Genomic DNA, 21,744 nt, shown 5'->3' on the forward strand with positions numbered 1-21,744 from the left:
GCCCGGGACGCGTCCACGCTCCTGCCGAACCCCGTGGTGCAGACTGTTCTCCATCCGCACCGTTGGCCAGTTCGCGACCCGTTGGAGCATACGGTGGCCATTCCTGCCGAGCCCGCCCTGGATCCGCTGAAGGAGACCCGCCGTCCCGACGATCCGCCCTGTGACGTCTATCTGACCGGCACGGTCTTCCTGGACATCATCTTCACCGGCCTCGACAGCGCACCGGTGCGCGGCACCGAGTCCTGGGCGCGCGGCATGGGATCGAGCCCCGGCGGGGTGGCCAACATGGCCACCGCGCTGGCCCGGCTCGGCCTGCACACCTCCCTCGCCGCGGCCTTCGGCGACGACCACTACGGCGAGTACTGCTGGGACGCCCTGGAGCAGGGCGAGCACATCGACCTCTCGCGCTCACACACCGTGCCCGGCTGGCACTCCCCGGTCACCGTCTCCATGGCGTACGACGGCGAGCGCACCATGGTCTCGCACGGCCACGAGGCACCGCCGCCGTTCAGCACCCACCCCAACTGCCCGCCACGCGCACGCGCCGCCATCGCCTCACTGGGGCCCGGCAGCCGCGAGGAGTGGGTGCTGCACGCCGCCGACCGCGGCACGAAGGTCTTCGCCGACGTCGGCTGGGACGAGACCGGGCGCTGGGACCTGGGACGCCTCGCCGACCTGGAGCACTGCGAGGCGTTCCTGCCCAACGCCGAGGAAGCCATGCGCTACACCCGCACCGACTGCCCGCGCGCCGCGGCCCACGCCCTCGCCGACAAGGTCCCGCTGGCGGTCGTCACGCTGGGTGCCGAGGGCGCGTACGCAGTGGACGGATCGACCGGCGAGGCCGCGTCGGTGCCCGCCATCGCGGTCGAGGCACTCGACCCGACCGGCGCGGGCGACGTCTTCGTCGCGGGCTTCGTCACCGGGACGCTGGCGGACTGGCCGCTCGCCGACCGGCTGGCCTTCGCCGGGCTCACGGCGGCACTCTCGGTCCAGGAGTTCGGCGGGTCGCTCTCGGCACCCGGCTGGGCCGAGGTCGCCGCCTGGTGGCAGCAGGTACGCACCTGCGCGGGCCAGGACCGGGCCGCGCTGCGCCGGTACGCCTTCCTGGAGGAACTGCTGCCCGCGGCGGCCCGGTCCTGGCCGCTGCGCCGGGCCGTGCCGACGATCGGCTTCCGCGCACCGTAAAAGCCCTGGCGTTGTCAGTGCGGCGTCGTAGGCTTGGAGGTCCAGAGGTTGTCGAGCAGCGAGAACCCTGCAACGGGAGGTATGCGCAGGCCCGAGGGCCGGCCCATGACTCAGACACCTACACAGCCGCAGGCGCGTGCCCACATCACGGTCCCGGCCGCACACCCCATGGTGATGCTGCTGGGTTCGGGCGACTCGCTGCTGCGCGTGATCGAAACGGCGTTCCCGGCGGCCGACATCCATGTCCGGGGAAACGAGATCAGTGCCACAGGAGCGGCGTCCGATGTCGCCCTGATCCAGCGCCTGTTCGACGAGATGATGCTGGTGCTCCGCACCGGGCAGCCGATGACGGAGGACGCTGTGGAACGCTCGATCGCCATGCTCCGGGCCAGCGAGAACGGCGAGGGCGAGCCGGGGGGTGAGACCCCCGCCGAGGTTCTTACCCAGAACATCCTGTCCAGCCGCGGCCGCACGATCCGCCCCAAGACGCTCAACCAGAAGCGCTACGTCGACGCCATCGACAAGAACACGATCGTCTTCGGCATCGGCCCGGCGGGCACCGGCAAGACGTACCTGGCCATGGCCAAGGCGGTCCAGGCCCTGCAGTCCAAGCAGGTCAGCCGGATCATCCTGACCCGCCCGGCCGTCGAGGCGGGGGAGCGGCTGGGCTTCCTGCCCGGCACTCTCTTCGACAAGATCGACCCGTATCTGCGCCCGCTGTACGACGCGCTCCACGACATGCTGGACCCGGACTCGATCCCCCGGCTGATGGCGGCAGGGACGATCGAGGTGGCGCCGCTGGCTTATATGAGGGGCCGCACCCTGAATGACGCGTTCATCATCCTCGACGAGGCGCAGAACACCAGCGCCGAGCAGATGAAGATGTTCCTCACCCGCCTCGGCTTCGACTCGAAGATCGTCGTCACCGGTGACGTCACCCAGGTCGACCTGCCGAGCGGTACGAAGAGCGGGCTGCGCCAGGTGCAGGACATCCTGGAGGGCATCGACGACGTGCACTTCTCCCGGCTCACCACGGAGGATGTCGTCCGGCACAAGCTCGTCGGCCGTATCGTCGACGCGTACGAGAAGCACGACAACCAGCAAGAAAGCCAGAAAGACAGCCGGAAAAACAGCCAGAAACGGCTGTAGGCACAGACCGAAAGAGTCAGCAGGCCCCATGTCGATCGACGTCAACAACGAGTCCGGAACCGAGGTCGACGAGCAGGCGATCCTCGACATCGCCCGCTACGCCCTCACCCGGATGCGGATCCACCCGCTCTCCGAGCTGTCCGTGATCGTCGTGGACACCGGGGCCATGGAGCAGCTGCACATCCAGTGGATGGACCTGCCGGGTCCCACGGATGTCATGTCCTTCCCGATGGACGAGCTGCGTCCGCCGGCCAAGGACGACGAGGAGCCCCCGCAGGGGCTCCTCGGTGACATCGTGCTCTGCCCCGAGGTCGCCAAGCAGCAGGGCGAGGAAGCCCCGACGCAGCACTCCATGGACGAGGAGCTCCAGCTCCTGACCGTCCACGGGGTGCTGCACCTGCTGGGCTACGACCACGAGGAGCCCGACGAGAAGGCCGAGATGTTCGGCCTCCAGGCCGCGATCGTCGACGGCTGGCGGACGGAGAAGGGACACACCGGCCCCTCACCGGCGCCGACCGTCTCATGACCGCACAGCTGATCGTCGGTGCGGTCGCGCTGGTCGTGGTCGCCTGGCTGGCGGCCTGCGCCGAGACGGGCATCGCCCGTACGTCGAGTTTCCGGGCCGCCGAGGCCGTACGGTCGGGGCGGCGCGGCAGCGAGAAGCTGGCGCAGATCGCCACCGACCCGACCCGGTATCTCAATGTGGCGCTGCTGGTGCGGGTCGCCTGCGAGATGGCGGCCGGGGTCCTCGTCACCTACGTCTGTCTCCGGGAGCTGTCCGAGACCTGGCAGGCGCTGGCGCTGGCCATCGCCCTGATGGTGCTGGTGAGTTATGTGGCCGTCGGCGTCTCGCCGCGCACCATCGGCCGCCAGCACCCGCTGAACACGGCGACCGCTGCCGCCTATGTCCTGCTGCCGCTGGCCCGCGTGATGGGTCCGGTCCCGCAGTTGCTGATCCTCATCGGTAACGCGCTGACGCCCGGAAAGGGCTTCCGCAAGGGCCCGTTCGCGTCCGAGGCCGAGCTGCGCGCCATGGTCGACCTCGCCGAGCAGGAGTCGCTGATCGAGGACGACGAGCGCCGGATGGTGCACTCCGTCTTCGAGCTGGGCGACACCCTGGTCCGCGAGGTGATGGTCCCGCGCACCGACCTGGTCTGCATCGAGCGCTCGAAGACGATCCGCCAGGCCACCACGCTGGCGTTGCGCTCGGGCTTCTCGCGGATCCCGGTGACGGGGGAGAACGAGGACGACATCGTCGGCGTCGTCTACCTCAAGGACCTGGTCAGGAAGACCCACATCAGCCGGGACGCGGAGACCGACCTGGTCTCCACCGTGATGCGCCCCGCCGTCTTCGTGCCCGACACCAAGAACGCCGGTGATCTCCTGCGCGAGATGCAGCAGGACCGCAACCATGTCGCCGTCGTCATCGACGAGTACGGCGGCACGGCGGGCATCGTCACCATCGAGGACATCCTCGAAGAGATCGTCGGCGAGATCACCGACGAGTACGACCGCGAGCTGCCGCAGGTGGAGGACGTGGGCGAGGGCCGCTTCCGGGTCACCGCCCGCCTCGACATCGAGGACCTGGGCGAGCTGTACGGGCTGGACGAGTACGACGACGAGGACGTGGAGACCGTCGGCGGTCTGCTGGCCAAGGCCCTCGGCCGGGTGCCGATCGCGGGCGCTTCCGCGATCGTCGACCTGCCGGACGGCAGGCGGCTGCGGCTCACCGCCGAGTCCCCCGCGGGCCGCCGGAACAAGATCGTGACAGTACTGGCCGAGCCGGTCGCCGATGTGGAGGAGACAGCGGGATGACACCGCAGCAGCTCAGGGCGTTCTGCCTGGAATTCAACGCCGCGGCCGAGGAGTTCCCGTTCGGCCCGGAGACGTCGGTGTTCAAGGTGTGCGGCAAGGTGTTCGCGCTGAGCCACCTCGACGGTGACCCGCTGCAGATCTCGCTCAAGTGCGACCCGGACGAAGCGGTCCGGCTGCGCGCCGAGTACGAGGCGGTCGTCCCCGGCTGGCATCTCAACAAGCGCCACTGGAACACGGTGACGGTCGGGCCGCTGCCCGACCGTCTGGTCCGTGAGCTCATCGAGGATTCGTACGATCTCGTGGTGGCCGGTCTGCCGAAGGCGGAGCGCCTCCGGCTCGACCGCCGCTGACCGGTACGGGACCCGGCTGGAACAGACCCCGTCCGGACCGGAGTCAGGCGGCGCGGCCGTGGTCACGGCTGCGCCGGCCGAGGCCCACCGCCACCAGCACCGCGGTCCCGACGAGGATCGCCGCGGCGATGCCCAGCACGGTCCGCACCCCGTCGAAGAGGTCGGTCCGGGTGGTGGCCAGCACTCCGAGGAGCGGGATGCCGATGGTGATCCCGACCTGCTGGGTGGTGGTGACGAGCCCGGTGGCCAGGCCCTGTTCGGCGTCCGGCACACCCGAGGTGACGGTCAGCCCGTACGAGATGATCGCGCCCAGGTGCGCCATGCTGGCCACCGAGACGGCGACCGTGGCCAGCCAGACCCCCGAGTGGGCGCCGAGTCCCACCATCGTGGCGATGAACAGGCCCTGGGCGAGCAGCGAACCGACCAGCACCCGGAGGGCACCGAACCGTCCGATGACCTTCGGGGCGGCCATTCCGGCGGCCACCGACGCCAGGCCCTGGACACCGAAGACCAGCCCGGTTTCGAAGCTGGAGAGGTGCAGGACCTCCTGGAGGTACAGGGTCAGGACGAAGACCACCGTCGACATCATCGAGAAGGTGATGAGCCCGCCCAGGTTGCCCCAGGCCACGGTGCGCCGCTTGAGTATCGGCAGCGACACCAGCGGGGCGTCGGCGCGGGATTCGACGATCACGAAGCCGGCCAGCAGGGCGATGCCGAGCACCAGCGACACCAGGACGTCGGTGTGGCCGAAGCCGCGCTGGGCCGCCGTCGACAGGGCGTAGATCATCGCGAGCAGCCCGCCGGTGACGGTCACCGCGCCCGGGATGTCGAGGCGCGGGCGCTCGGAGTGGCGTGACTCGGTGAGCAGCCGGGGAGCCAGGGCGAGCACGATTACCGCTGCCGCGCCCAGCAGACCCATGGTCGAGCGCCAGCCCAGGGTGTCCGTCAGGACGCCGCCCAGCACCATGCCGACGGTGAAGCCGAGCGAGAGCAGGGTGCCGCTGATGCCCAGCGCCCGGTCGCGCTGCGGGCCTTCGGGGAACGTGGTGGTCAACAGGGACATCCCGGTCGGCACGATGACCGCGGCGCCCAGGCCCTGGAGGGCCCGGCCGGTGAGGAAGACCTCCTGGTTCCAGGCGAAGGTCGCGACCAGCGAGGCCGTGCCGAAGACGGTGAGACCCGTGAGGAACAGCTTGCGCCGGCCGAAGAGGTCGGCGATCCGGCCGAAGAGGAGCAGAAAGCCGCCGGAGGGCAGTGCGAAGGCGGTGACGGCCCACTGGAGCCCGGCCCTGGTCATGCCCAGGTCCTGGCCGAGCACGGGGAGCGCCACGTTCAGTACGGAGAAGTCGAGCGCCACCATGAACTGGGCCGCGCACAGGACGAGCAGGACGAGCCTGGCCCGGCCGGTGAGCCGGTTGTCGGCCGCCGGTGGGGCGGGAGTCGGGGTGAGTGCGGGTGAGGTATCGATCGCCATGTCCTGAGCTTCGGGCTCCGGGAACAATCGTGGGGAGCGGGTACTTATGCTGGTGGCCGCACCACCAGGCAGCCGTACAGGGGGAGATGTCGTGGCGAGTCCGATGGAGAGCGGGGCGGAAGGGCCGAGGCCCGGCACCAAGGCGCACCGGCTGAGTGAGCTGCGGGAGTTCCTGATGAGCCGGCGGGCCAGGATCACCCCGGCCGAGGCGGGGCTGCTCGACGGCGGCGGCCGGCGGCGCACGCCGGGACTGCGGCGTGAGGAGGTCGCCGTCCTCGCGGGCGTGGGCGTCTCCTGGTACCAGTGGCTTGAGCAGGGCCGGGACATCACGGTGTCGCCGCAGGTCCTGGACTCGGTGGGCCGGGTGCTGAAGCTGAGCAGCGCCGAGCGCCGCCATCTCTATGTGCTGGCCGGGCTGAACCCGCCGCCGCAGGAGGTCGATCCGGCCAACGTCGACATGTGCGACGGGCTGAAGCGGCTGATCGACGCGTGGATGCCGTTCCCGGCGCACATCATGGACCAGTACTGGAACACGATCATGTACAACGACGCTGCGGCGATGACGCTGGCCATGCGCCCCGGCCTCGTGCAGAACTGTCTGATCGCGTTCTTCACCGACCCCGTCTACCGGGCGCGCGCCAAGGGCTGGGAGTCCATCGCACACCAGGTGGTCGCGCAGTTCCGGGCCGCCTGCTCGGAGTGCCCCGACGACGACGGGTTCCAGGCGGTCGTCACCGAGGCGAAGGAGCGCAGCGGCGAGTTCGCCGAGCTGTGGGAGCGCCGGGACATCGCACCGGGCGGGCAGATCCGCAAGGAGCTGGAGCATCCGGTGGTCGGCACGCTGTTCGTGGAGTCCACCCAGCTGAGGGTTCCGGCCCGGCCCGATCTGGCGATCGTGCTGCACACCCCGCTGCCCGACACGGGGACGGAGGCCAAGCTCCAGTGGCTGGCATCGCCGGAGGGCCGCAGGGGCTCGATGTACCCGGTCGCCAACTGACCGGTGCGGGCTCTTTATGCTCTGCCCATGAGCGACGACGAAGCGAACAGCGCAGACAGCGGTACGGGTATCGGTACGGGCAGCGCGGAGGCCGGGGGCCCGGTCCTGGACGCCGAGGACCGCAAGATCATCACGCTGGCGCGCAGCGCCCGGGCCCGTAACGGAGTGCCCGAGGGCGCCGCCGTACGGGACGAGACCGGGCGTACGTATGTCGCGGGGACCGTCGATCTCGACTCGCTGAAGCTCTCCGCGCTGCGGACCGCCGTCGCGATGGCGGTCGCGAGCGGGGCGCGGTCGCTGGAGGCCGCTGCCGTGGTCAGCGCCGCCGGGGAGGTGTCCGACCAGGACCGCGCCGCGGTGAAGGACCTGGGCGGAGCCGGTACCCCGGTGCTGCTGGCGGGCCCCGACGGCACGCTGCGGACGACGGTCACGGCGGGCTGAACCGCTTCCACGGCGTTCCGCGGGTCGAAGCCGTTCAGAGCGCGTCGGGGCCGCGCTCGTCCGTCCTGACGCGTACGACCGTCTCCACCGGCACAGCCCAGACCTTGCCGTCACCGATCTTGCCGGTGTGGGCGGCCCGTACCACCGCGTCGATGACCGCCTCGCTCTCCGCGTCGCCGACGACCACCTCGATCCGGACCTTCGGGACGAGGTCGACGCGGTACTCGGCGCCGCGGTAGACCTCGGTGTGCCCGCGCTGCCTGCCGTATCCGCTCGCCTCGGTGACCGTCAGGCCGTTGACCCCGAGTTCCTGCAGGGCCGTCTTGACGTCGTCGAGCTTGTGCGGCTTGACGACCGCGGTGACCAGCTTCATGGCTTGACCTTCTGCAGCACGGAGGCGGAGAGCGGGGCTCCGTGGCCCAGCACGCCGTGATCGTAGGCGCTCTCGGCGTGCACCGTCAGGTCGAGGCCCTGCTGCTCGTGTTCCTCGTCGGCCCGGAAGCCGGTCAGCCGGTCGATTCCCTTGCCGATGCCGTACGTCACGGCGAAGGCGTACACCGCGACCGCCAGCACACCGGCGCTCTGCCGGCCCAGCTGCCCGAACCCGCCGCCGTACAGCAGCCCGCGCGCGCCGCCCGTCATCCCCGCTGTCGCGAACAGCCCGATCAGCAGCGTCCCGACGATCCCGCCCACCAGGTGCACCCCCACGACATCCAGTGAGTCGTCGTAGTTCAGCCGGAACTTCCAGCCGACCGCGTACGAGCAGAGCACCCCGGCCGCGAGCCCCACGACCAGGGCCCCGACCAGCCCGACCGCACCGCAGGACGGAGTGATCGCGACCAGACCGGCCACCGCCCCGGACGCCGCGCCCAGTGTGGTCGGGTGACCGTCCCGCTTCTGTTCGACGAAGAGCCAGCCGAGCAGACCGGTGCAGCCGGCCGCGAGGGTGTTCAGGAAGGCCGCGGCCGCCAGCCCGTTGGCGCCGAGCGCCGAGCCCGCGTTGAAGCCGAACCAGCCGAACCAGAGCAGTCCCGCCCCCATCACGACCATCGGCAGGTTGTGCGGACGCATCGAGTCCTTCTTGAAGCCGAGCCGCGGCCCGAGCACCAGACAGAGCGCGAGCCCCGAAGCGCCCGAGACGATCTCGACCGGCATACCGCCCGCGAAGTCCAGCGCCTTCAGATCGCTGAGGATCCAGCCGCCGGGCCCCCAGACCCAGTGCGCCACCGGGACGTAGACGAGCAGCGTCCACACGGGGACGAAGACCAGCCACGCGCCGAACTTCGCCCGGTCCGCGATGGCCCCGCTGATCAGCGCGGCCGTGACGATCGCGAAGGTGAGCTGGAAGGTGGCGAAGAGCAGCGTGGGCACGGAGCCCCGCACACTGCCCGGGGCGATACCGGCCATGCCGACGTGACCGAGCCCGCCGATCAGGCCGCCGAACGCGTCGGGGCCGTAGACCAGCGAGTAGCCCGCCAGCAGCCAGACCACGGTGACGAGCGCGATCGACACGAAGCTCATCATCAGCATGTTCAGCACGCTCTTGGTGCGGACCATCCCGCCGTAGAAGAGCGCGAGGCCGGGCGTCATCAGCAGCACCATCGCGGTCGCGGCGAGCAGCCAGGCGGTGTCGCCGGTGTCGATACCGGCCGCCAGGGTGGTCAGCGGTGGCAGGGGTGTCGCAGGCGTCGCATGCGTCACAGGGGGGTCACCTCTCCGGTTACGTTGCGGTAGAGGTTCCCGCTTTCGCGTTTCCACACGGCTGCACCCGTGTTTCGTCCGTATTTCGTGTCGCGGACGGTTACCGGAAACCCATCGCGGGGCCACCTGGTCGGCGTCCACCGGACGATCGGGGAGAATGGGCGCCATGAGCGTTCACACCCAGCCTTCCGAAGCCGCCCACCGGGCCGGTTTCGCCTGCTTCGTCGGCCGCCCCAACGCGGGCAAGTCCACTCTCACGAACGCTCTCGTCGGCAAGAAGGTGGCGATCACCTCCAGCCGGCCGCAGACCACCCGCCACACCGTGCGCGGCATCGTGCACCGCCCCGACGCCCAGCTGATCCTGGTGGACACCCCCGGCCTCCACAAGCCGCGCACGCTGCTGGGCGAGCGGCTCAACGACGTCGTACGGACCACCTGGGCCGAGGTCGACGTCATCGGCTTCTGCGTCCCCGCCGACCAGAAGCTGGGCCCCGGTGACAAGTTCATCGCCAAGGAACTCGCCGGGATCAGGAAGACCCCGAAGATCGCCGTGGTCACCAAGACCGACCTGGTCGACGGCAAGCAGCTCGCCGAGCAGCTCATCGCCATCGACCAGCTCGCCACGGAACTCGGCTTCGAATGGGCCGAGATCATCCCGGTCTCCGCCGTCGGCGACCAGCAGGTCTCGCTCCTCGCCGACCTCATCGCCCCGCTGCTGCCGCTGAGCCCCCCGCTCTACCCGGAGGGCGACCTCACGGACGAGCCCGAGATGGTGATGGTCGCGGAGCTGATCCGGGAGGCCGCGCTGGAGGGCGTACGGGACGAGCTGCCGCACTCCATCGCCGTCGTCGTCGAGGAGATGCTGCCCCGCGAGAACCGGCCCGCGGACAAGCCGCTGCTCGACATCCACGCGAACGTATACATCGAGCGGCCGAGCCAGAAGGGCATCATCATCGGGCCCAAGGGCGCCCGCCTGAAGGACGTCGGCATGAAGTCCCGCAAGCAGATCGAGGCACTGCTCGGCACCCCGGTCTTCCTGGACCTGCACGTGAAGGTGGCGAAGGACTGGCAGCGGGACCCGAAGCAGCTGCGGAAGCTCGGCTTCTGAGCCCCGCCCGTCAGGGCCCCTCACCCGTGCCGCGGCACTACGCCCCCTCCTTCAGCACCCGCGAGATCAGCGACCGCTGCGCCTCGCTGAGCCGCGGGTCCGTGCAGTACACCGTCCGGTCGTCCACCGTGATCCGGTAGTTGAACCCGTCGGGCACCCCCTGGGGCGGTGCGTCGTGGCCCGCCGCGACCGCCTGTTCGGCCAGCTCGTGCCACTCGCCGGCATCGGGCCGGGCCGAGGTGTCCACCTCGGCCCGGCGCTCGATGCCGGCGAAGCCTCCCGTGCGCCTTACCTGGATACGCATGGGAACTGTCTACCCCCTGTCGAGCCGTCGACCTCTTGCCCGATCGACTTCCTACGCACCGGTCGGGACACCGACCGTGGACCAGGCTTTGGTCACCGCCTCCTGCTCGTCGCCGCTGCCGAAGCGGGCCTGGGCGGCCTTGACCGTCAGCCGGGCGAAGTCCGCGAAGCTCGCGTCGGCCGCCAGGTCGCCGCCGGTCAGGGTGTCGTACCAGATCTGCCCGGCCCGCTCCCAGGCCTTGCCGCCCAGGGCGTCCGCGAGCAGGTAGAAGGCGTGGTTGGGGATACCGGAGTTGACGTGCACCCCGCCGTTGTCGTCGGTGGTCTTGACGTACCCCTTCATCGTCCCGGGCTGCGGGTCCTTGCCGAGCGCAGGGTCGTCGTACGCGGTGCCCGGCGCCTTCATCGAGCGCAGCGCGACCCCGGATACGCGAGGCGCCAGGAGGCCGGCGCCGATCAACCAGTCGGCCTGGTCGGCGGTCTGGCCCAGGGCGTACTGCTTGATGAGCGAGCCGAAGACGTCCGAGACCGACTCGTTGAGCGCGCCGGACTGGCCGGAGTACGCCAGGTTCGCGGTGTACTGCGTGACGCCGTGGGTGAGTTCGTGGCCGATGACGTCCACCGGGATGGTGAAGTCGAGGAACATCTTCCCGTCACCGTCGCCGAAGACCATCTGGCTGCCGTCCCAGAAGGCGTTGTTGTACTGCCGGTCGTAGTGGACGCTCGCGTCGAGCGCCAGCCCCTTGCCGTCGATCGAGTACCGCCCGTACGCCTTGAGGTACAGCTCGAAGGTAGCGCCGAGGCCCGCGTAGGCCCGGTTGACCGTAGCGTCCTTGCTCGGCTGCGCGCCCTCCGCGCGGACCTTGGTGCCGGGCAGTTGGGTGCCGTGCCCGGCGTCGTAGATGGTGCGCTTCGGCATCCTGGGCGCCGGGTCGGCGGGCCCCGAGACGCCACCGTCCCCGCGCGCGGTGGCGGCCATGGCCGTCCGGCGCCGGCTGCGGTGCGAGTCGTCCGCCTCAAGGGTGCGGCGGGCCGGGCCGGAGAGCTCCGGGTCGTCGGCTTCCGCGAGCTTGTTGAGGATGTGCGGCGGGATGATGGTGCAGAAGACGGAAGGTGCGGCCGGGCCGGTCATCCCGGTGGTGCCAGTCATCTCAGGAGTGTCAGTCATGTCTTCGAATGTGGCACTGCGTAAGGGAATTGTCACTGGTTGCGATGGCGATTGACGAGAAAGAGTGACCCGGCACCGCGTCGGCGCCGACTGTCGGGTGTCCCGCATACTGATACGGGAGCGGCGTTCACGGTGCCGCTGGGCTAGGCTGCGGAACATCATGCGTTTCGGGCTGCTTCTCCTTAGCTGCCGCGGCGAGGGCCTGTAGTCGTAGGTCGACCCCCTCCCCGCGGAGTCTGGTGCTGTAGCGGCACAGTCGGCCTTCCCCCGCTGGATCCCGAGGAGCCCCACGCAGATGTCGCACCCCACACCGATCACCAATGCCACCCGGACGCAGAAGCCCTCCGGAATGCCGGTGCACAAGTACGGCCAGTACGACGCCGTCGAACTCCCCGACCGCAGCTGGCCCGACAACCGGATCACCCAGGCCCCCCGCTGGCTCTCCACCGACCTGCGCGACGGCAACCAGGCGCTGATCGACCCCATGTCACCGGCCCGCAAGCGCGAGATGTTCGACCTGCTGGTGAAGATGGGCTACAAGGAGATCGAGGTCGGCTTCCCGGCCTCCGGCGAGACCGACTTCAACTTCGTACGCTCGATCATCGAGGAAGAGGGCGCGATCCCCGAGGACGTGACCATCTCCGTCCTGACCCAGGCCCGTGAGGACCTGATCGAGCGCACCGTCGAGTCGCTGCGCGGCGCGCACCGCGCGAGCGTGCACCTGTACAACGCGACCGCGCCGACCTTCCGCCGGGTCGTCTTCCGCGGCTCCAAGGACGACATCAAGCAGATCGCCGTGGACGGCACCCGTCTGGTGATGGAGTACGCCGAGAAGATCCTGGGCCCCGAGACGACCTTCGGCTACCAGTACAGCCCGGAGATCTTCACGGACACCGAGCTGGACTTCGCCCTGGAGGTCTGCGAGGCGGTCATGGACGTCTGGCAGCCCGAGGCCGGACGCGAGATCATCCTCAACCTGCCCGCCACCGTGGAGCGTTCGACGCCGTCCACGCACGCGGACCGCTTCGAGTGGATGTCGCGCAACCTGACCCGTCGCGAGTTCGTCTGCCTGTCCGCCCACCCGCACAACGACCGCGGCACCGCCGTCGCCGCCGCCGAACTGGCCGTCATGGCGGGCGCCGACCGTATCGAGGGCTGTCTGTTCGGGCAGGGCGAGCGCACCGGCAACGTCGACCTGGTGACGCTGGGCATGAACCTCTTCAGCCAGGGCGTCGACCCGCAGATCGACTTCTCGCAGATCGACGAGGTGCGCCGCACCGCCGAGTACTGCAACCAGATGGAGATCCACCCGCGTCACCCCTATGCGGGTGACCTGGTCTACACGTCCTTCTCCGGCTCCCACCAGGACGCCATCAAGAAGGGCTTCGACGCGATGGAGGCCGACGCGGCCGCCCAGGGCAAGACGGTCGACGACATCGAGTGGGCCGTCCCGTACCTGCCGATCGATCCCAAGGACGTCGGCCGCTCGTACGAGGCCGTGATCCGGGTCAACTCGCAGTCCGGCAAGGGCGGTATCGCGTACGTCCTGAAGAACGAGCACAAGCTGGACCTGCCGCGCCGGATGCAGATCGAGTTCTCGAAGATCATCCAGACGAAGACCGACGCCGAGGGCGGCGAGGTCACGCCGAAGGACATCTGGGCGATCTTCCAGGACGAGTACCTGCCCAGCTCCGTCGATGGCGACGCCCGCTGGGGCCGGATCCAGCTGCGTTCCGGCCAGACCACGACGGACACCGACGGCAGGGACACCCTGACCGTCGAGGCCGTCGTGGACGGGGTCGAGACGGCCCTCTCGGGCACCGGCAACGGTCCGATCTCGGCCTTCTTCGCCGCGCTCTCCGAGACCGGCGTGGACGCCCGGCTGCTGGACTACCAGGAGCACACGATGAGCGAGGGCGCGAGCGCGCTGGCCGCCTCGTACATCGAGTGCGCGATCGACGGCAAGGTCATGTGGGGTATCGGCATCGACGCCAACACCACACGCGCCTCGCTGAAGGCGGTCGTCTCCGCTGTGAACAGGGCCGCCCGCTGACCCATGTGCCCCGCCCGCTGACTCCAGCACCCCGCTCCGCGTGACCGGGGCCGTCCCGGAAGCTCTTCTTACGGGTACGGCCCCGGTCTCGGTTTTTCGGCGGTCCCGGCCGTACGGAACCCTTCTGACCTCTCCGTTACCGGGTTCCGGCCGCGCTCCGGGATGGTCGGGACCAAGCCATCTCCTGTCAGGGTGCTGACGCCGCATCATCGATGTGGCTAACATCACGTCCACATGGCGGCCCTGTGTCCAACGGAACAACCGGGGGACACGGGCGTGGTGGAGCGCAGCGCAACGGAGCGCTGCCGGTGTTACGGAGGTGAGCCGTGCTGTCAGTCCGTGGACGAAGCGGCAAGAAGTCGATCATCTGGGCCGTCCGTACCTCCTGGGACACGGTCGGCGACGGCGAGTTCTTCTGTGCGGACTGCGGGGGAGACCGCAACTACCGCCGCCTGACAGGCCGCCGCCGGCTCACCGTGCTCGGTCTGCCGCTCCTCTCGCGCGGCCGCACCGGCCCGGTGGTCGAATGCGCCGCCTGCTGGACGCAGTTCTCCACCGACACCCTCGACCGCCCCACCACGACGCGCTTCTCGGCGATGCTGCGTGACGCGGTCCACACGGTGACGCTCGCCGTCCTCACCGCGGGCGGCACCGGCTCCCACGCGGTCATCGAGACAGCCGTCTCCACGGTCCGGGCCGCCGGGTTCGACGAGTGCACCGAGGAGCAGCTCACCGCCCTGGTCGACGCGCTCGCCGCGGACACCGGCCGTTTCGTCACGGACACCGAGCCGTGCGGGGCCGCGCTCACCATCGAACTGCACGAGTCGCTGCAGCCGCTGACACCGCATCTCGCCCCGGTGGGCCGGGAGTCGATCCTGCTCCAGGGCGCCCGGATCGCCCTCGCCGACGGCCCGTACAGCCCCGCGGAGCGCGAGGTGCTCGCGACGGTCGGCGGCGCACTCCAGCTCTGCACGCAGGACACGGCCCGGCTGCTGGCGGCAGCGGCGCGGACACCTTCCTGAGGCGCGGACGCCTTCCTGAGAACGTGCCCGTACCCCGTACTGCTCGCCGATCTGGACCGGGCCGTCGCCAAGGGCGCCGAGGACCGCACCACCGACACCGACCGGCGGCTCGCCCTGCCCGTCCCGGACGTATGGGACTCGGCGCGTACAGGCTCCTCGCGTACGGGACAATGGACCCCATGAGTCTTTTCCGTGACGACGGGGTCGTCCTGCGGACTCAGAAGCTGGGTGAGGCCGACCGCATCATCACGCTGCTGACCCGGGGCCACGGGCGGGTGCGCGCCGTCGCGCGGGGCGTGCGCCGCACCAAGTCCAAATTCGGGGCGCGGCTCGAACCGTTCTCCCATGTCGACGTGCAGTTCTTCGCGCGCGGCAGCGAACTGATCGGGCGCGGGCTTCCGCTGTGCACCCAGAGTGAGACCATCGCTCCGTACGGTGGCGGCATCGTCAGCGACTACGCCCGCTACACGGCGGGCACGGCCATGCTGGAGACGGCGGAACGCTTCACCGACCACGAGGGTGAGCCGTCCGTCCAGCAGTATCTGCTGCTCATCGGCGGGCTGCGCACCCTCGCCCGCGGTGAGCACGCCCCGAATCTGATCCTCGACGCTTTCCTGCTGCGCTCGCTCGCCGTCAACGGCTACGCGCCCAGCTTCGAGGACTGCGCGAAGTGCGGCCTGGAAGGACCGAACCGGTTCTTCTCCGTGGCGGGCGGCGGGGCGGTGTGCGGCGACTGCCGGGTGCCCGGCAGCGTCGTACCCTCTGCGGAGGCCGTCGGGCTGCTCAGCGCGCTGCTGACGGGGGACTGGACGACGGCCGACGCGGCCGAGCCGAGGCACGTCAGGGAGGGCAGCGGGCTCGTATCGGCCTACCTGCACTGGCACTTGGAGCGCGGGCTGCGCTCGTTGCGGTACGTGGAGAAGTAGCGAGCAGGCAGAGAAGCAGCGAGTACGCAGAGAAGCAGCGAGTACGTAGAAAAGTAGTGAGAGGGAGACGAGCACATGGCACGACGCGGGATTCTGGGGCGTAACAAGCAGGAGTACAAAACCCCCGAACTGCACCCGTCGGGCGCCCGCCCGCCGAAGATCCCCGGCGAACTGGTGCCGAACCACGTGGCGATCGTCATGGACGGCAACGGCCGCTGGGCCAAGGACCGCGGGCTGCCGCGCACCGAGGGCCACAAGGTCGGCGAGTCCACCGTCCTCGAAGTGCTCAACGGCTGCATCGAGATGGGCGTCAAGAACCTCTCGCTGTACGCCTTCTCGACCGAGAACTGGAAGCGCTCACCCGACGAGGTGCGCTTCCTGATGAACTTCAACCGCGATGTCATCAGGCGCCGCCGGGACCAGATGGACGAGCTGGGGATCCGGATCCGCTGGGTGGGCCGGATGCCCAAGCTGTGGAAGTCGGTGGTCGAGGAGCTCCAGGTCGCGCAGGAGCAGACCAAGGACAACGACGCGATGACGCTGTACTTCTGCGTCAACTACGGCGGGCGCGCGGAGATCGCCGACGCGGCGCAGGCCATCGCCCGCGACGTGGCGGCGGGCAAGCTGGACCCGGCGAAGGTCAATGAGAAGACCTTCGCGAAGTACATCTACTACCCGGACATGCCGGACGTGGACCTCTTCCTGCGCCCGAGCGGCGAGCAGCGCACGTCCAACTACCTGATCTGGCAGAGCGCGTACGCCGAGATGGTCTTCCAGGACGTCCTGTGGCCGGACTTCGACCGCCGAGACCTGTGGCGGGCCTGCCTCGAATTCGCCCAGCGGGACCGGAGGTTCGGCGGCGCGATCGAGGAGACGACGACCGCCTGATCAGTACGGGTCCGGTCCCCGGGCCGCGCCCTCAACCGCCGACCGCCGGACGCGCTCGAAGATCCGGAAGGTCCTCAAGATCTCGGGGATCCCGAAGGTCCTGAAGATCTCAGAGATCTCAGAGATCGTCCGGCGGTCGAGGCACCGGCCCCGGTCAGCTCTCCGTCGCGGATCCCGCGCACTCCGCGCAGGTCCCGAAGACCTCCATCGTGTGCGCGACGTTCACATACCCGTGCTGCGCCGCGATCGTCTCCGCCCACTTCTCCACCGCGGGCCCCTCCACCTCGACGGCCTTGCCGCAGGTGCGGCAGACCAGGTGGTGGTGGTGCTCTCCGGTCGAGCACCGCCGGTACACCGACTCGCCGTCGCCCGTGCGCAGCACGTCGACCTCGCCGGCGTCGGCCAGCGACTGGAGGGTGCGGTAGACCGTGGTCAGCCCGACCGAGTCGCCCCGGTGCTTGAGCACGTCGTGCAGCTCCTGGGCACTGCGGAACTCGTCCACCTCGTCGAGCGCCGCGGCCACCGCGGCGCGCTGCCGGGTCGACCGGCCTCGTACTGGTGCTCCCGCGGTCACAGGTGCCTCCTCGCCGTGCGTCGCCCGCCCATGTGTCGGGCCATTGTGCCAGCTCCGTCAGGTCCCGGCCGATTCCACCGGCCGCCGCGCCGCCGGGACCCCGCGGCCGTACTCGGCCTCCGCCGCCTCGGCGGCCCGTGCACGCCGCCTCGCCAGAGGTGCGGCGAGCGCGGTCAGTACCACGAAGACCAGGATGGCCAGCAGGACAATTGTCGCTCCAGGCGGGACGTCCTGGTAGTAGGAAGTGATGGTGCCGGAGAGCGTCACCGCCGTACCGATCACCACAGCCAGTACGAAGGTGACCGCGAACGACTTCGTCAGCTGCTGCGCCGCCGCCACCGGGACCACCATCAGCGCGCTCACCAGCAGCAGTCCGACCACCCGCATCGCGACGGTGACGGTGACGGCCGCTGTGACCGCGATGAGCAGGTTGAGCACCCGTACCGGTAGCCCGGTGACCCGGGCGAACTCCTCGTCCTGACTGACCGCGAAGAGCTGCCTGCGCAGCCCGAGCGTCACCAGGATCACGAACGCGGCCAGGACGCAGATCGCGGTGACATCGCTCTGCGAGACCGTCGCGAGCGAGCCGAAGAGATACGACGAGAGGTTGGCGTTCGAGCCGGACGGGGAGAGGTTGATCAGCAGCACCCCGCCGGACATACCGCCGTAGAAGAGCATCGCCAGCGCGACATCCCCGCGCATCCGGCCGTAGCTGCGGATCAGCTCCATCGAGACGGCGCCGACGACCGAGACCAGCGTGGCCATCCACACCGGGCTTGAGTTGAGCAGAAAGCCGAGGCCGACCCCGGTCATGGCGATGTGGCCGATGCCGTCGCCCATCAGGGCCTGACGGCGCTGGACGAGGTAGATGCCGATGGCGGGGGCGGTGATGCCGACCAGGACGGCGGCGAGCAAGGCCCGTTGCATCAGGGGGCTCTGGAGAAGTTCCATGATCAGCTCAGCAGTCCTGTCCTGGCCGGCCCGGCCGGCGCGTGCGGGTGTACGTGGTCATGGCCCGGCAGGGAGTGCCGGCCCAGGGCCTCCGGCGGGGGTCCGTCGTGGGTGACGCAGCCGTCGCGCAGGACGACGGCGCGGTCGATCAGCGGTTCCAGCGGCCCGAGCTCGTGCAGGACGAGCAGCACGGTCGTCCGGGCGGCCACCTGCTCGCGCAACGTCGAGGCGAGGATCTCCTGGCTGGCCAGGTCGACCCCGGCCATCGGCTCGTCCATGATCAGCAGATCGGGCTCGGACGCCAGCGCCCGCGCGATCAGCACCCGCTGGTGCTGGCCGCCGGAGAGCGCGCCCACGGAGTCGCCTGCCCTGTCGCTGAGCCCCACCAGCTCGATCGCACGGGCCACGGCGGCGCGGTCGGCTCTGGACGGCCATCGCAGCTTCGTACGCGCGAGCCGGCCGGACGAGACGATCTCCCGCACCGTCGCGGGCACCCCGCCGGCCGCGGTGGTGCGCTGCGGTACGTAGCCGATGCGCGCCCACTGCCTGAACCGCCCCAGCGGGCTGCCGAAGAGTTCGATCGAGCCGCCGGTGAGCGGGACCTGGCCGATCACCGCGCGTACGGCGGTCGACTTGCCCGACCCGTTGGCGCCGAGCAGGGCGACGACCTCGCCGCGGTGCACGGTGAGGTCGACACCGCGCAGCACGGGGCGCGAACCGAGCGCGGCGGTGGCCCCGCGTACGGAGATGACGGGTTCCTGGACGGCGGGTTCCTGTTCGGAGTCCATTTCCTGGTCGAGGTCCATCGCGTGTGCCTCCGGTGCGGTCGCGGGTGCGGTGCTGGATGCGGTCCTGGGTGCGGTGCCGGGTACGGACGGGCGGGCGGTCTGCTTGGTCACTTGGCGCCGAGCGCCTTCTGGAGCGCGGCCAGGTTGGACTGCATGACCTGGATGTAGTCGCGACCCTTGGACTTGTCCGTGAGCCCCTCCAGCGGGTCCAGCACGCCGGTCTTCACGTGCAGGTCACCCGCGAGGGTCCTGGCGGTGTCGGGGTTCGCGATGGTCTCGAAGAAGACCGTGTTGACGTGGTGCTTCGCGGCGAGGCTGTGCAGGTCCTTCATCCGCGAGACGCTGGGCTCGCTCTCCGGGTCGATCCCGCTGATGGCCTCCTCGGTGAGGCCGTACCGCTCGGCGAGGTAGCCGAAGGCGGCGTGCGTGGTGACGAAGGTGTCGGAGGTGCGGTTCTTCAGCCCGTTCGCGTACTGCTGGTTCAGGGCGTCGAGCTTCTTCACCAGCGCGTCGGTGTTCTTGCGGTAGTCCACGCTGTGCTTGGGGTCCGCCGCGGCGAGTGTCTTGTCCACGCCCCTGGCGACCTGGGCGAATCGCAACGGGTCGAGCCAGATGTGCGGGTCGAGCCCGGCCTCGCTCTCCGAGTGGGAGGCGTTGTCACCGGTCGTGTGGTGGTGGCCGTCGACCTCGGTTCCGTGCTTTTCGAGCGTCGTCATCGAGGCGGCGTCCGCGGTGTGCTTCACGCCGGACTGCTTGATCGCCTCGTCGACGGCGGGCTGGAGGCCCTTGAGGTAGATGATCGCGTCCACGCCGGACAGGGCGACGGTCTGCTTCGGGCTGAGTTCGAGGTCGTGCGGCTCGACGCCCGGCTTGGTCAGGTTGCTGACGGAGACGTGGTCGCCGCCTATCTCCTGCGTCAGGTACTGGAGCGGATAGAACGACGCCACGACGTGCAGCTTGCCGTCCTTGTGGTCGGCGGCGGCGGAACCGGAGCAGGCGGAGAGGGCGACCAGTCCGGCGGCGACCGCTGCGGAGACGGCTGTGGCGGGTATGAGGCGTCGTACGTTCATGACAGTCATTTTCAACAAAAGTGGAAACGATTGTCAACAAGGGGTTTGGTGGCGGGCCGCTGCCCAGCCGCTGCGGAGGCGAGCGGCGACGGCTCCGGGGGTGATCGGCGACCGCCGCAGGAGCAGTCAGCGACCGCACGGGGACGGATCCACGGACGATCCAGGGTGGATCTGCGGACGATCCCGGGTGGATCTGCGGACGATCCCGGCAGGAACCGGGAACCGATTTGATCCGGGGGGTGCAGCCGCCGGTAACCTGAGGTATTCCGCTGTTCGCAATCGTCGTAATGAAGAGAGCACCGTGGCCGCCGACAAGATCGACACCATCGTCAGCCTGAGCAAGCGCCGTGGCTTCGTCTACCCCTCCAGTGAGATCTACGGTGGTCAGCGTGCCGCCTGGGACTACGGGCCGCTGGGTGTCGAGCTGAAGGAGAACCTCAAGCGCCAGTGGTGGCGTTACATGGTCACCGCGCGCGAGGACGTGGTCGGTCTCGACTCGTCGGTCATCCTGGCCTCCGAGACCTGGGAGGCGTCCGGCCATGTCGCGACCTTCTCCGACCCGCTGACCGAATGCACCTCCTGCCACAAGCGCTTCCGCGCGGATCACCTGGAGGAGGCGTACGAGGAGAAGCACGGCCACGCGCCTGCGAACGGCCTCGCCGACCTCAACTGCCCCAACTGCGGAAACAAGGGCACCTTCACCGAGCCCAAGAACTTCTCGGGCCTGCTCTCCACCCACCTCGGCCCGACCCAGGACAGCGGCTCCGTCGCCTACCTGCGTCCCGAGACGGCCCAGGGTATTTTCACCAACTTCGGCCAGGTGCTGCAGACTTCGCGCAAGAAGCCGCCGTTCGGCATCGCGCAGATGGGCAAGTCCTTCCGGAACGAGATCACTCCGGGCAACTTCATCTTCCGGACCCGCGAGTTCGAGCAGATGGAGATGGAGTTCTTCGTCAAGCCGGGCGAGGACGAGCAGTGGCAGGAATACTGGATGGAGCAGCGCTGGAACTGGTACCGCGACCTCGGTATGCGCGAGGAGAACATGCGCTGGTTCGAGCACCCGAAGGAGAAGCTCTCCCACTACTCGAAGCGCACCGCCGACATCGAGTACCGCTTCCGCTTCGGCGGCAGTGAGTGGGGCGAGCTGGAGGGCGTCGCCAACCGCACCGACTACGACCTCGGCGCGCACTCCAAGGCGTCGGGCACCGACCTCTCCTACTTCGACCAGGAGAAGGGCGAGCGCTGGACGCCGTACGTCATCGAGCCCGCGGCGGGTGTCGGCCGGGCGATGCTGGCCTTCATGCTCGACGCGTACATCGAGGACGAGGCGCCCAACGCCAAGGGCGTCATGGAGAAGCGCACCGTGATGCGCCTCGACCCGCGCCTCGCGCCGGTCAAGGTCGCGGTCCTGCCGCTCTCCCGCAACCCGCAGTTGTCGCCGAAGGCCAAGGGCCTGGCGACCGATCTGCGCCGCAACTGGAACATCGAGTTCGACGACGCGGGCGCCATCGGCCGCCGCTACCGTCGTCAGGACGAGATCGGTACGCCGTTCTGCGTCACGGTCGACTTCGACACGCTCGACGACAACGCGGTGACGGTGCGCGAGCGCGACACGATGAAGCAGGAGCGGGTGTCGCTGGACCAGATCCAGTCGTACCTCGGCGGCCGCCTGCTGGGCTGCTGACCTGGCGCGAGTCCTGCTGCATGGCTCGCGGGTGGCTCGTGCATGACTGAGGGCCCCGGTCCCGCTTCGGCGGGGGCGGGGCCCTCGGTCATGGGGA

Annotated in this window: 22 protein-coding genes; 13 read left to right on the forward strand and 9 right to left on the reverse strand. The window is 69.6% G+C overall.

The window, feature by feature from the left end:
• Window positions 1-99 precede the first annotated feature (99 nt).
• The 5 genes from OG452_RS24150 to OG452_RS24170 all read left to right on the forward strand — a co-directional run bounded on the left by OG452_RS24150 (window position 100) and on the right by OG452_RS24170 (window position 4,499).
• Window positions 100-1,185: a carbohydrate kinase family protein gene (locus tag OG452_RS24150; protein ID WP_327299756.1), complete on the forward strand. Its 1,086-nt coding sequence runs from the start codon at window positions 100-102 to the stop codon at window positions 1,183-1,185.
• Window positions 1,186-1,290: 105 nt separating this feature from the next.
• On the forward strand, window positions 1,291-2,334 hold the full coding sequence (locus OG452_RS24155) for a PhoH family protein (protein ID WP_327297669.1): 1,044 nt from the start codon (window positions 1,291-1,293) through the stop codon (window positions 2,332-2,334).
• A gap of 28 nt (window positions 2,335-2,362) precedes the next feature.
• Complete coding sequence (gene ybeY / locus OG452_RS24160) at window positions 2,363-2,860, forward strand: rRNA maturation RNase YbeY (protein ID WP_327297670.1); 498 nt, start codon at window positions 2,363-2,365, stop codon at window positions 2,858-2,860.
• Window positions 2,857-4,149, forward strand: a complete 1,293-nt coding sequence (locus OG452_RS24165) for a hemolysin family protein (RefSeq protein WP_327297671.1) — start codon at window positions 2,857-2,859, stop codon at window positions 4,147-4,149. Before ybeY ends, OG452_RS24165 begins: the two co-directional genes overlap by 4 nt.
• On the forward strand, window positions 4,146-4,499 hold the full coding sequence (locus OG452_RS24170) for an MmcQ/YjbR family DNA-binding protein (RefSeq protein ID WP_327297672.1): 354 nt from the start codon (window positions 4,146-4,148) through the stop codon (window positions 4,497-4,499). The genes OG452_RS24165 and OG452_RS24170 overlap by 4 nt, the downstream gene beginning before the upstream one ends.
• A 43-nt stretch (window positions 4,500-4,542) precedes the next feature.
• Here OG452_RS24170 and OG452_RS24175 read toward each other — a convergent pair whose 3' ends face one another.
• Window positions 4,543-5,973 (reverse strand): MFS transporter, encoded by a 1,431-nt coding sequence (locus OG452_RS24175; RefSeq protein WP_327297673.1) that lies wholly within the window; start codon window positions 5,971-5,973, stop codon window positions 4,543-4,545.
• Window positions 5,974-6,076: 103 nt separating this feature from the next.
• Here OG452_RS24175 and OG452_RS24180 point away from each other — a divergent pair, with 103 nt between their 5' ends.
• Together OG452_RS24180 and OG452_RS24185 are read left to right on the forward strand one after the other, a co-directional pair.
• Window positions 6,077-6,970: a helix-turn-helix transcriptional regulator gene (locus OG452_RS24180; protein WP_327299757.1), complete on the forward strand. Its 894-nt coding sequence runs from the start codon at window positions 6,077-6,079 to the stop codon at window positions 6,968-6,970.
• Window positions 6,971-6,997: 27 nt separating this feature from the next.
• Window positions 6,998-7,411 (forward strand): cytidine deaminase, encoded by a 414-nt coding sequence (locus OG452_RS24185; protein WP_327297674.1) that lies wholly within the window; start codon window positions 6,998-7,000, stop codon window positions 7,409-7,411.
• Between the two features lie 34 nt (window positions 7,412-7,445).
• On the opposite strand, the gene OG452_RS24190 is transcribed toward OG452_RS24185, so the two are convergent.
• On the reverse strand, window positions 7,446-7,784 hold the full coding sequence (locus OG452_RS24190; protein ID WP_164264502.1) for a P-II family nitrogen regulator: 339 nt from the start codon (window positions 7,782-7,784) through the stop codon (window positions 7,446-7,448).
• Window positions 7,781-9,112, reverse strand: a complete 1,332-nt coding sequence (locus tag OG452_RS24195; protein ID WP_405560975.1) for an ammonium transporter — start codon at window positions 9,110-9,112, stop codon at window positions 7,781-7,783. The genes OG452_RS24190 and OG452_RS24195 overlap by 4 nt, the downstream gene beginning before the upstream one ends.
• 157 nt (window positions 9,113-9,269) lie before the next feature.
• Between OG452_RS24195 and era the strand changes: the two genes are divergently transcribed.
• Entirely contained in the window at window positions 9,270-10,220 is a 951-nt protein-coding gene (era, locus tag OG452_RS24200; RefSeq protein ID WP_327297675.1) for a GTPase Era, read from the forward strand.
• Between the two features lie 37 nt (window positions 10,221-10,257).
• On the opposite strand, the gene OG452_RS24205 is transcribed toward era, so the two are convergent.
• Both OG452_RS24205 and OG452_RS24210 read right to left on the reverse strand, forming a co-directional pair.
• On the reverse strand, window positions 10,258-10,524 hold the full coding sequence (locus OG452_RS24205) for a protealysin inhibitor emfourin (RefSeq protein ID WP_327297676.1): 267 nt from the start codon (window positions 10,522-10,524) through the stop codon (window positions 10,258-10,260).
• A gap of 51 nt (window positions 10,525-10,575) precedes the next feature.
• The gene (locus OG452_RS24210) at window positions 10,576-11,691 is read right to left on the reverse strand and encodes a M4 family metallopeptidase (RefSeq protein WP_405560971.1); all 1,116 of its coding nucleotides are present in this window, start codon (window positions 11,689-11,691) and stop codon (window positions 10,576-10,578) included.
• 295 nt (window positions 11,692-11,986) lie between these two features.
• Here OG452_RS24210 and leuA point away from each other — a divergent pair, with 295 nt between their 5' ends.
• The 4 genes from leuA to OG452_RS24230 all read left to right on the forward strand — a co-directional run bounded on the left by leuA (window position 11,987) and on the right by OG452_RS24230 (window position 16,580).
• Window positions 11,987-13,744, forward strand: coding sequence for a 2-isopropylmalate synthase (leuA, locus tag OG452_RS24215; protein ID WP_327297677.1), 1,758 nt, complete (start codon window positions 11,987-11,989; stop codon window positions 13,742-13,744).
• A 326-nt stretch (window positions 13,745-14,070) separates the two neighbouring features.
• Window positions 14,071-14,766, forward strand: coding sequence for a TerB family tellurite resistance protein (locus tag OG452_RS24220; protein ID WP_327297678.1), 696 nt, complete (start codon window positions 14,071-14,073; stop codon window positions 14,764-14,766).
• Window positions 14,767-14,945: 179 nt separating this feature from the next.
• Window positions 14,946-15,692, forward strand: coding sequence for a DNA repair protein RecO (recO, locus tag OG452_RS24225; protein WP_266857187.1), 747 nt, complete (start codon window positions 14,946-14,948; stop codon window positions 15,690-15,692).
• Window positions 15,693-15,767: 75 nt separating this feature from the next.
• Entirely contained in the window at window positions 15,768-16,580 is an 813-nt protein-coding gene (locus tag OG452_RS24230) for an isoprenyl transferase (protein WP_327297679.1), read from the forward strand.
• A gap of 154 nt (window positions 16,581-16,734) precedes the next feature.
• On the opposite strand, the gene OG452_RS24235 is transcribed toward OG452_RS24230, so the two are convergent.
• The 4 genes from OG452_RS24235 to OG452_RS24250 all read right to left on the reverse strand — a co-directional run bounded on the left by OG452_RS24235 (window position 16,735) and on the right by OG452_RS24250 (window position 19,963).
• Entirely contained in the window at window positions 16,735-17,154 is a 420-nt protein-coding gene (locus OG452_RS24235; protein ID WP_327297680.1) for a Fur family transcriptional regulator, read from the reverse strand.
• 57 nt (window positions 17,155-17,211) lie between these two features.
• Window positions 17,212-18,111, reverse strand: a complete 900-nt coding sequence (locus tag OG452_RS24240) for a metal ABC transporter permease (RefSeq protein WP_327299760.1) — start codon at window positions 18,109-18,111, stop codon at window positions 17,212-17,214.
• The gene (locus OG452_RS24245) at window positions 18,108-18,893 is read right to left on the reverse strand and encodes a metal ABC transporter ATP-binding protein (RefSeq protein ID WP_442810167.1); all 786 of its coding nucleotides are present in this window, start codon (window positions 18,891-18,893) and stop codon (window positions 18,108-18,110) included. The genes OG452_RS24240 and OG452_RS24245 overlap by 4 nt, the downstream gene beginning before the upstream one ends.
• 107 nt (window positions 18,894-19,000) lie before the next feature.
• Complete coding sequence (locus OG452_RS24250) at window positions 19,001-19,963, reverse strand: metal ABC transporter substrate-binding protein (RefSeq protein WP_327297681.1); 963 nt, start codon at window positions 19,961-19,963, stop codon at window positions 19,001-19,003.
• A gap of 301 nt (window positions 19,964-20,264) precedes the next feature.
• Here OG452_RS24250 and OG452_RS24255 point away from each other — a divergent pair, with 301 nt between their 5' ends.
• Complete coding sequence (locus OG452_RS24255) at window positions 20,265-21,647, forward strand: glycine--tRNA ligase (protein WP_327297682.1); 1,383 nt, start codon at window positions 20,265-20,267, stop codon at window positions 21,645-21,647.
• The last annotated feature ends 97 nt before the right edge of the window (window positions 21,648-21,744 follow it).

Source organism: Streptomyces sp. NBC_01197 (assembly GCF_036010505.1).
Taxonomy (GTDB): Bacteria; Actinomycetota; Actinomycetes; order Streptomycetales; family Streptomycetaceae; genus Streptomyces.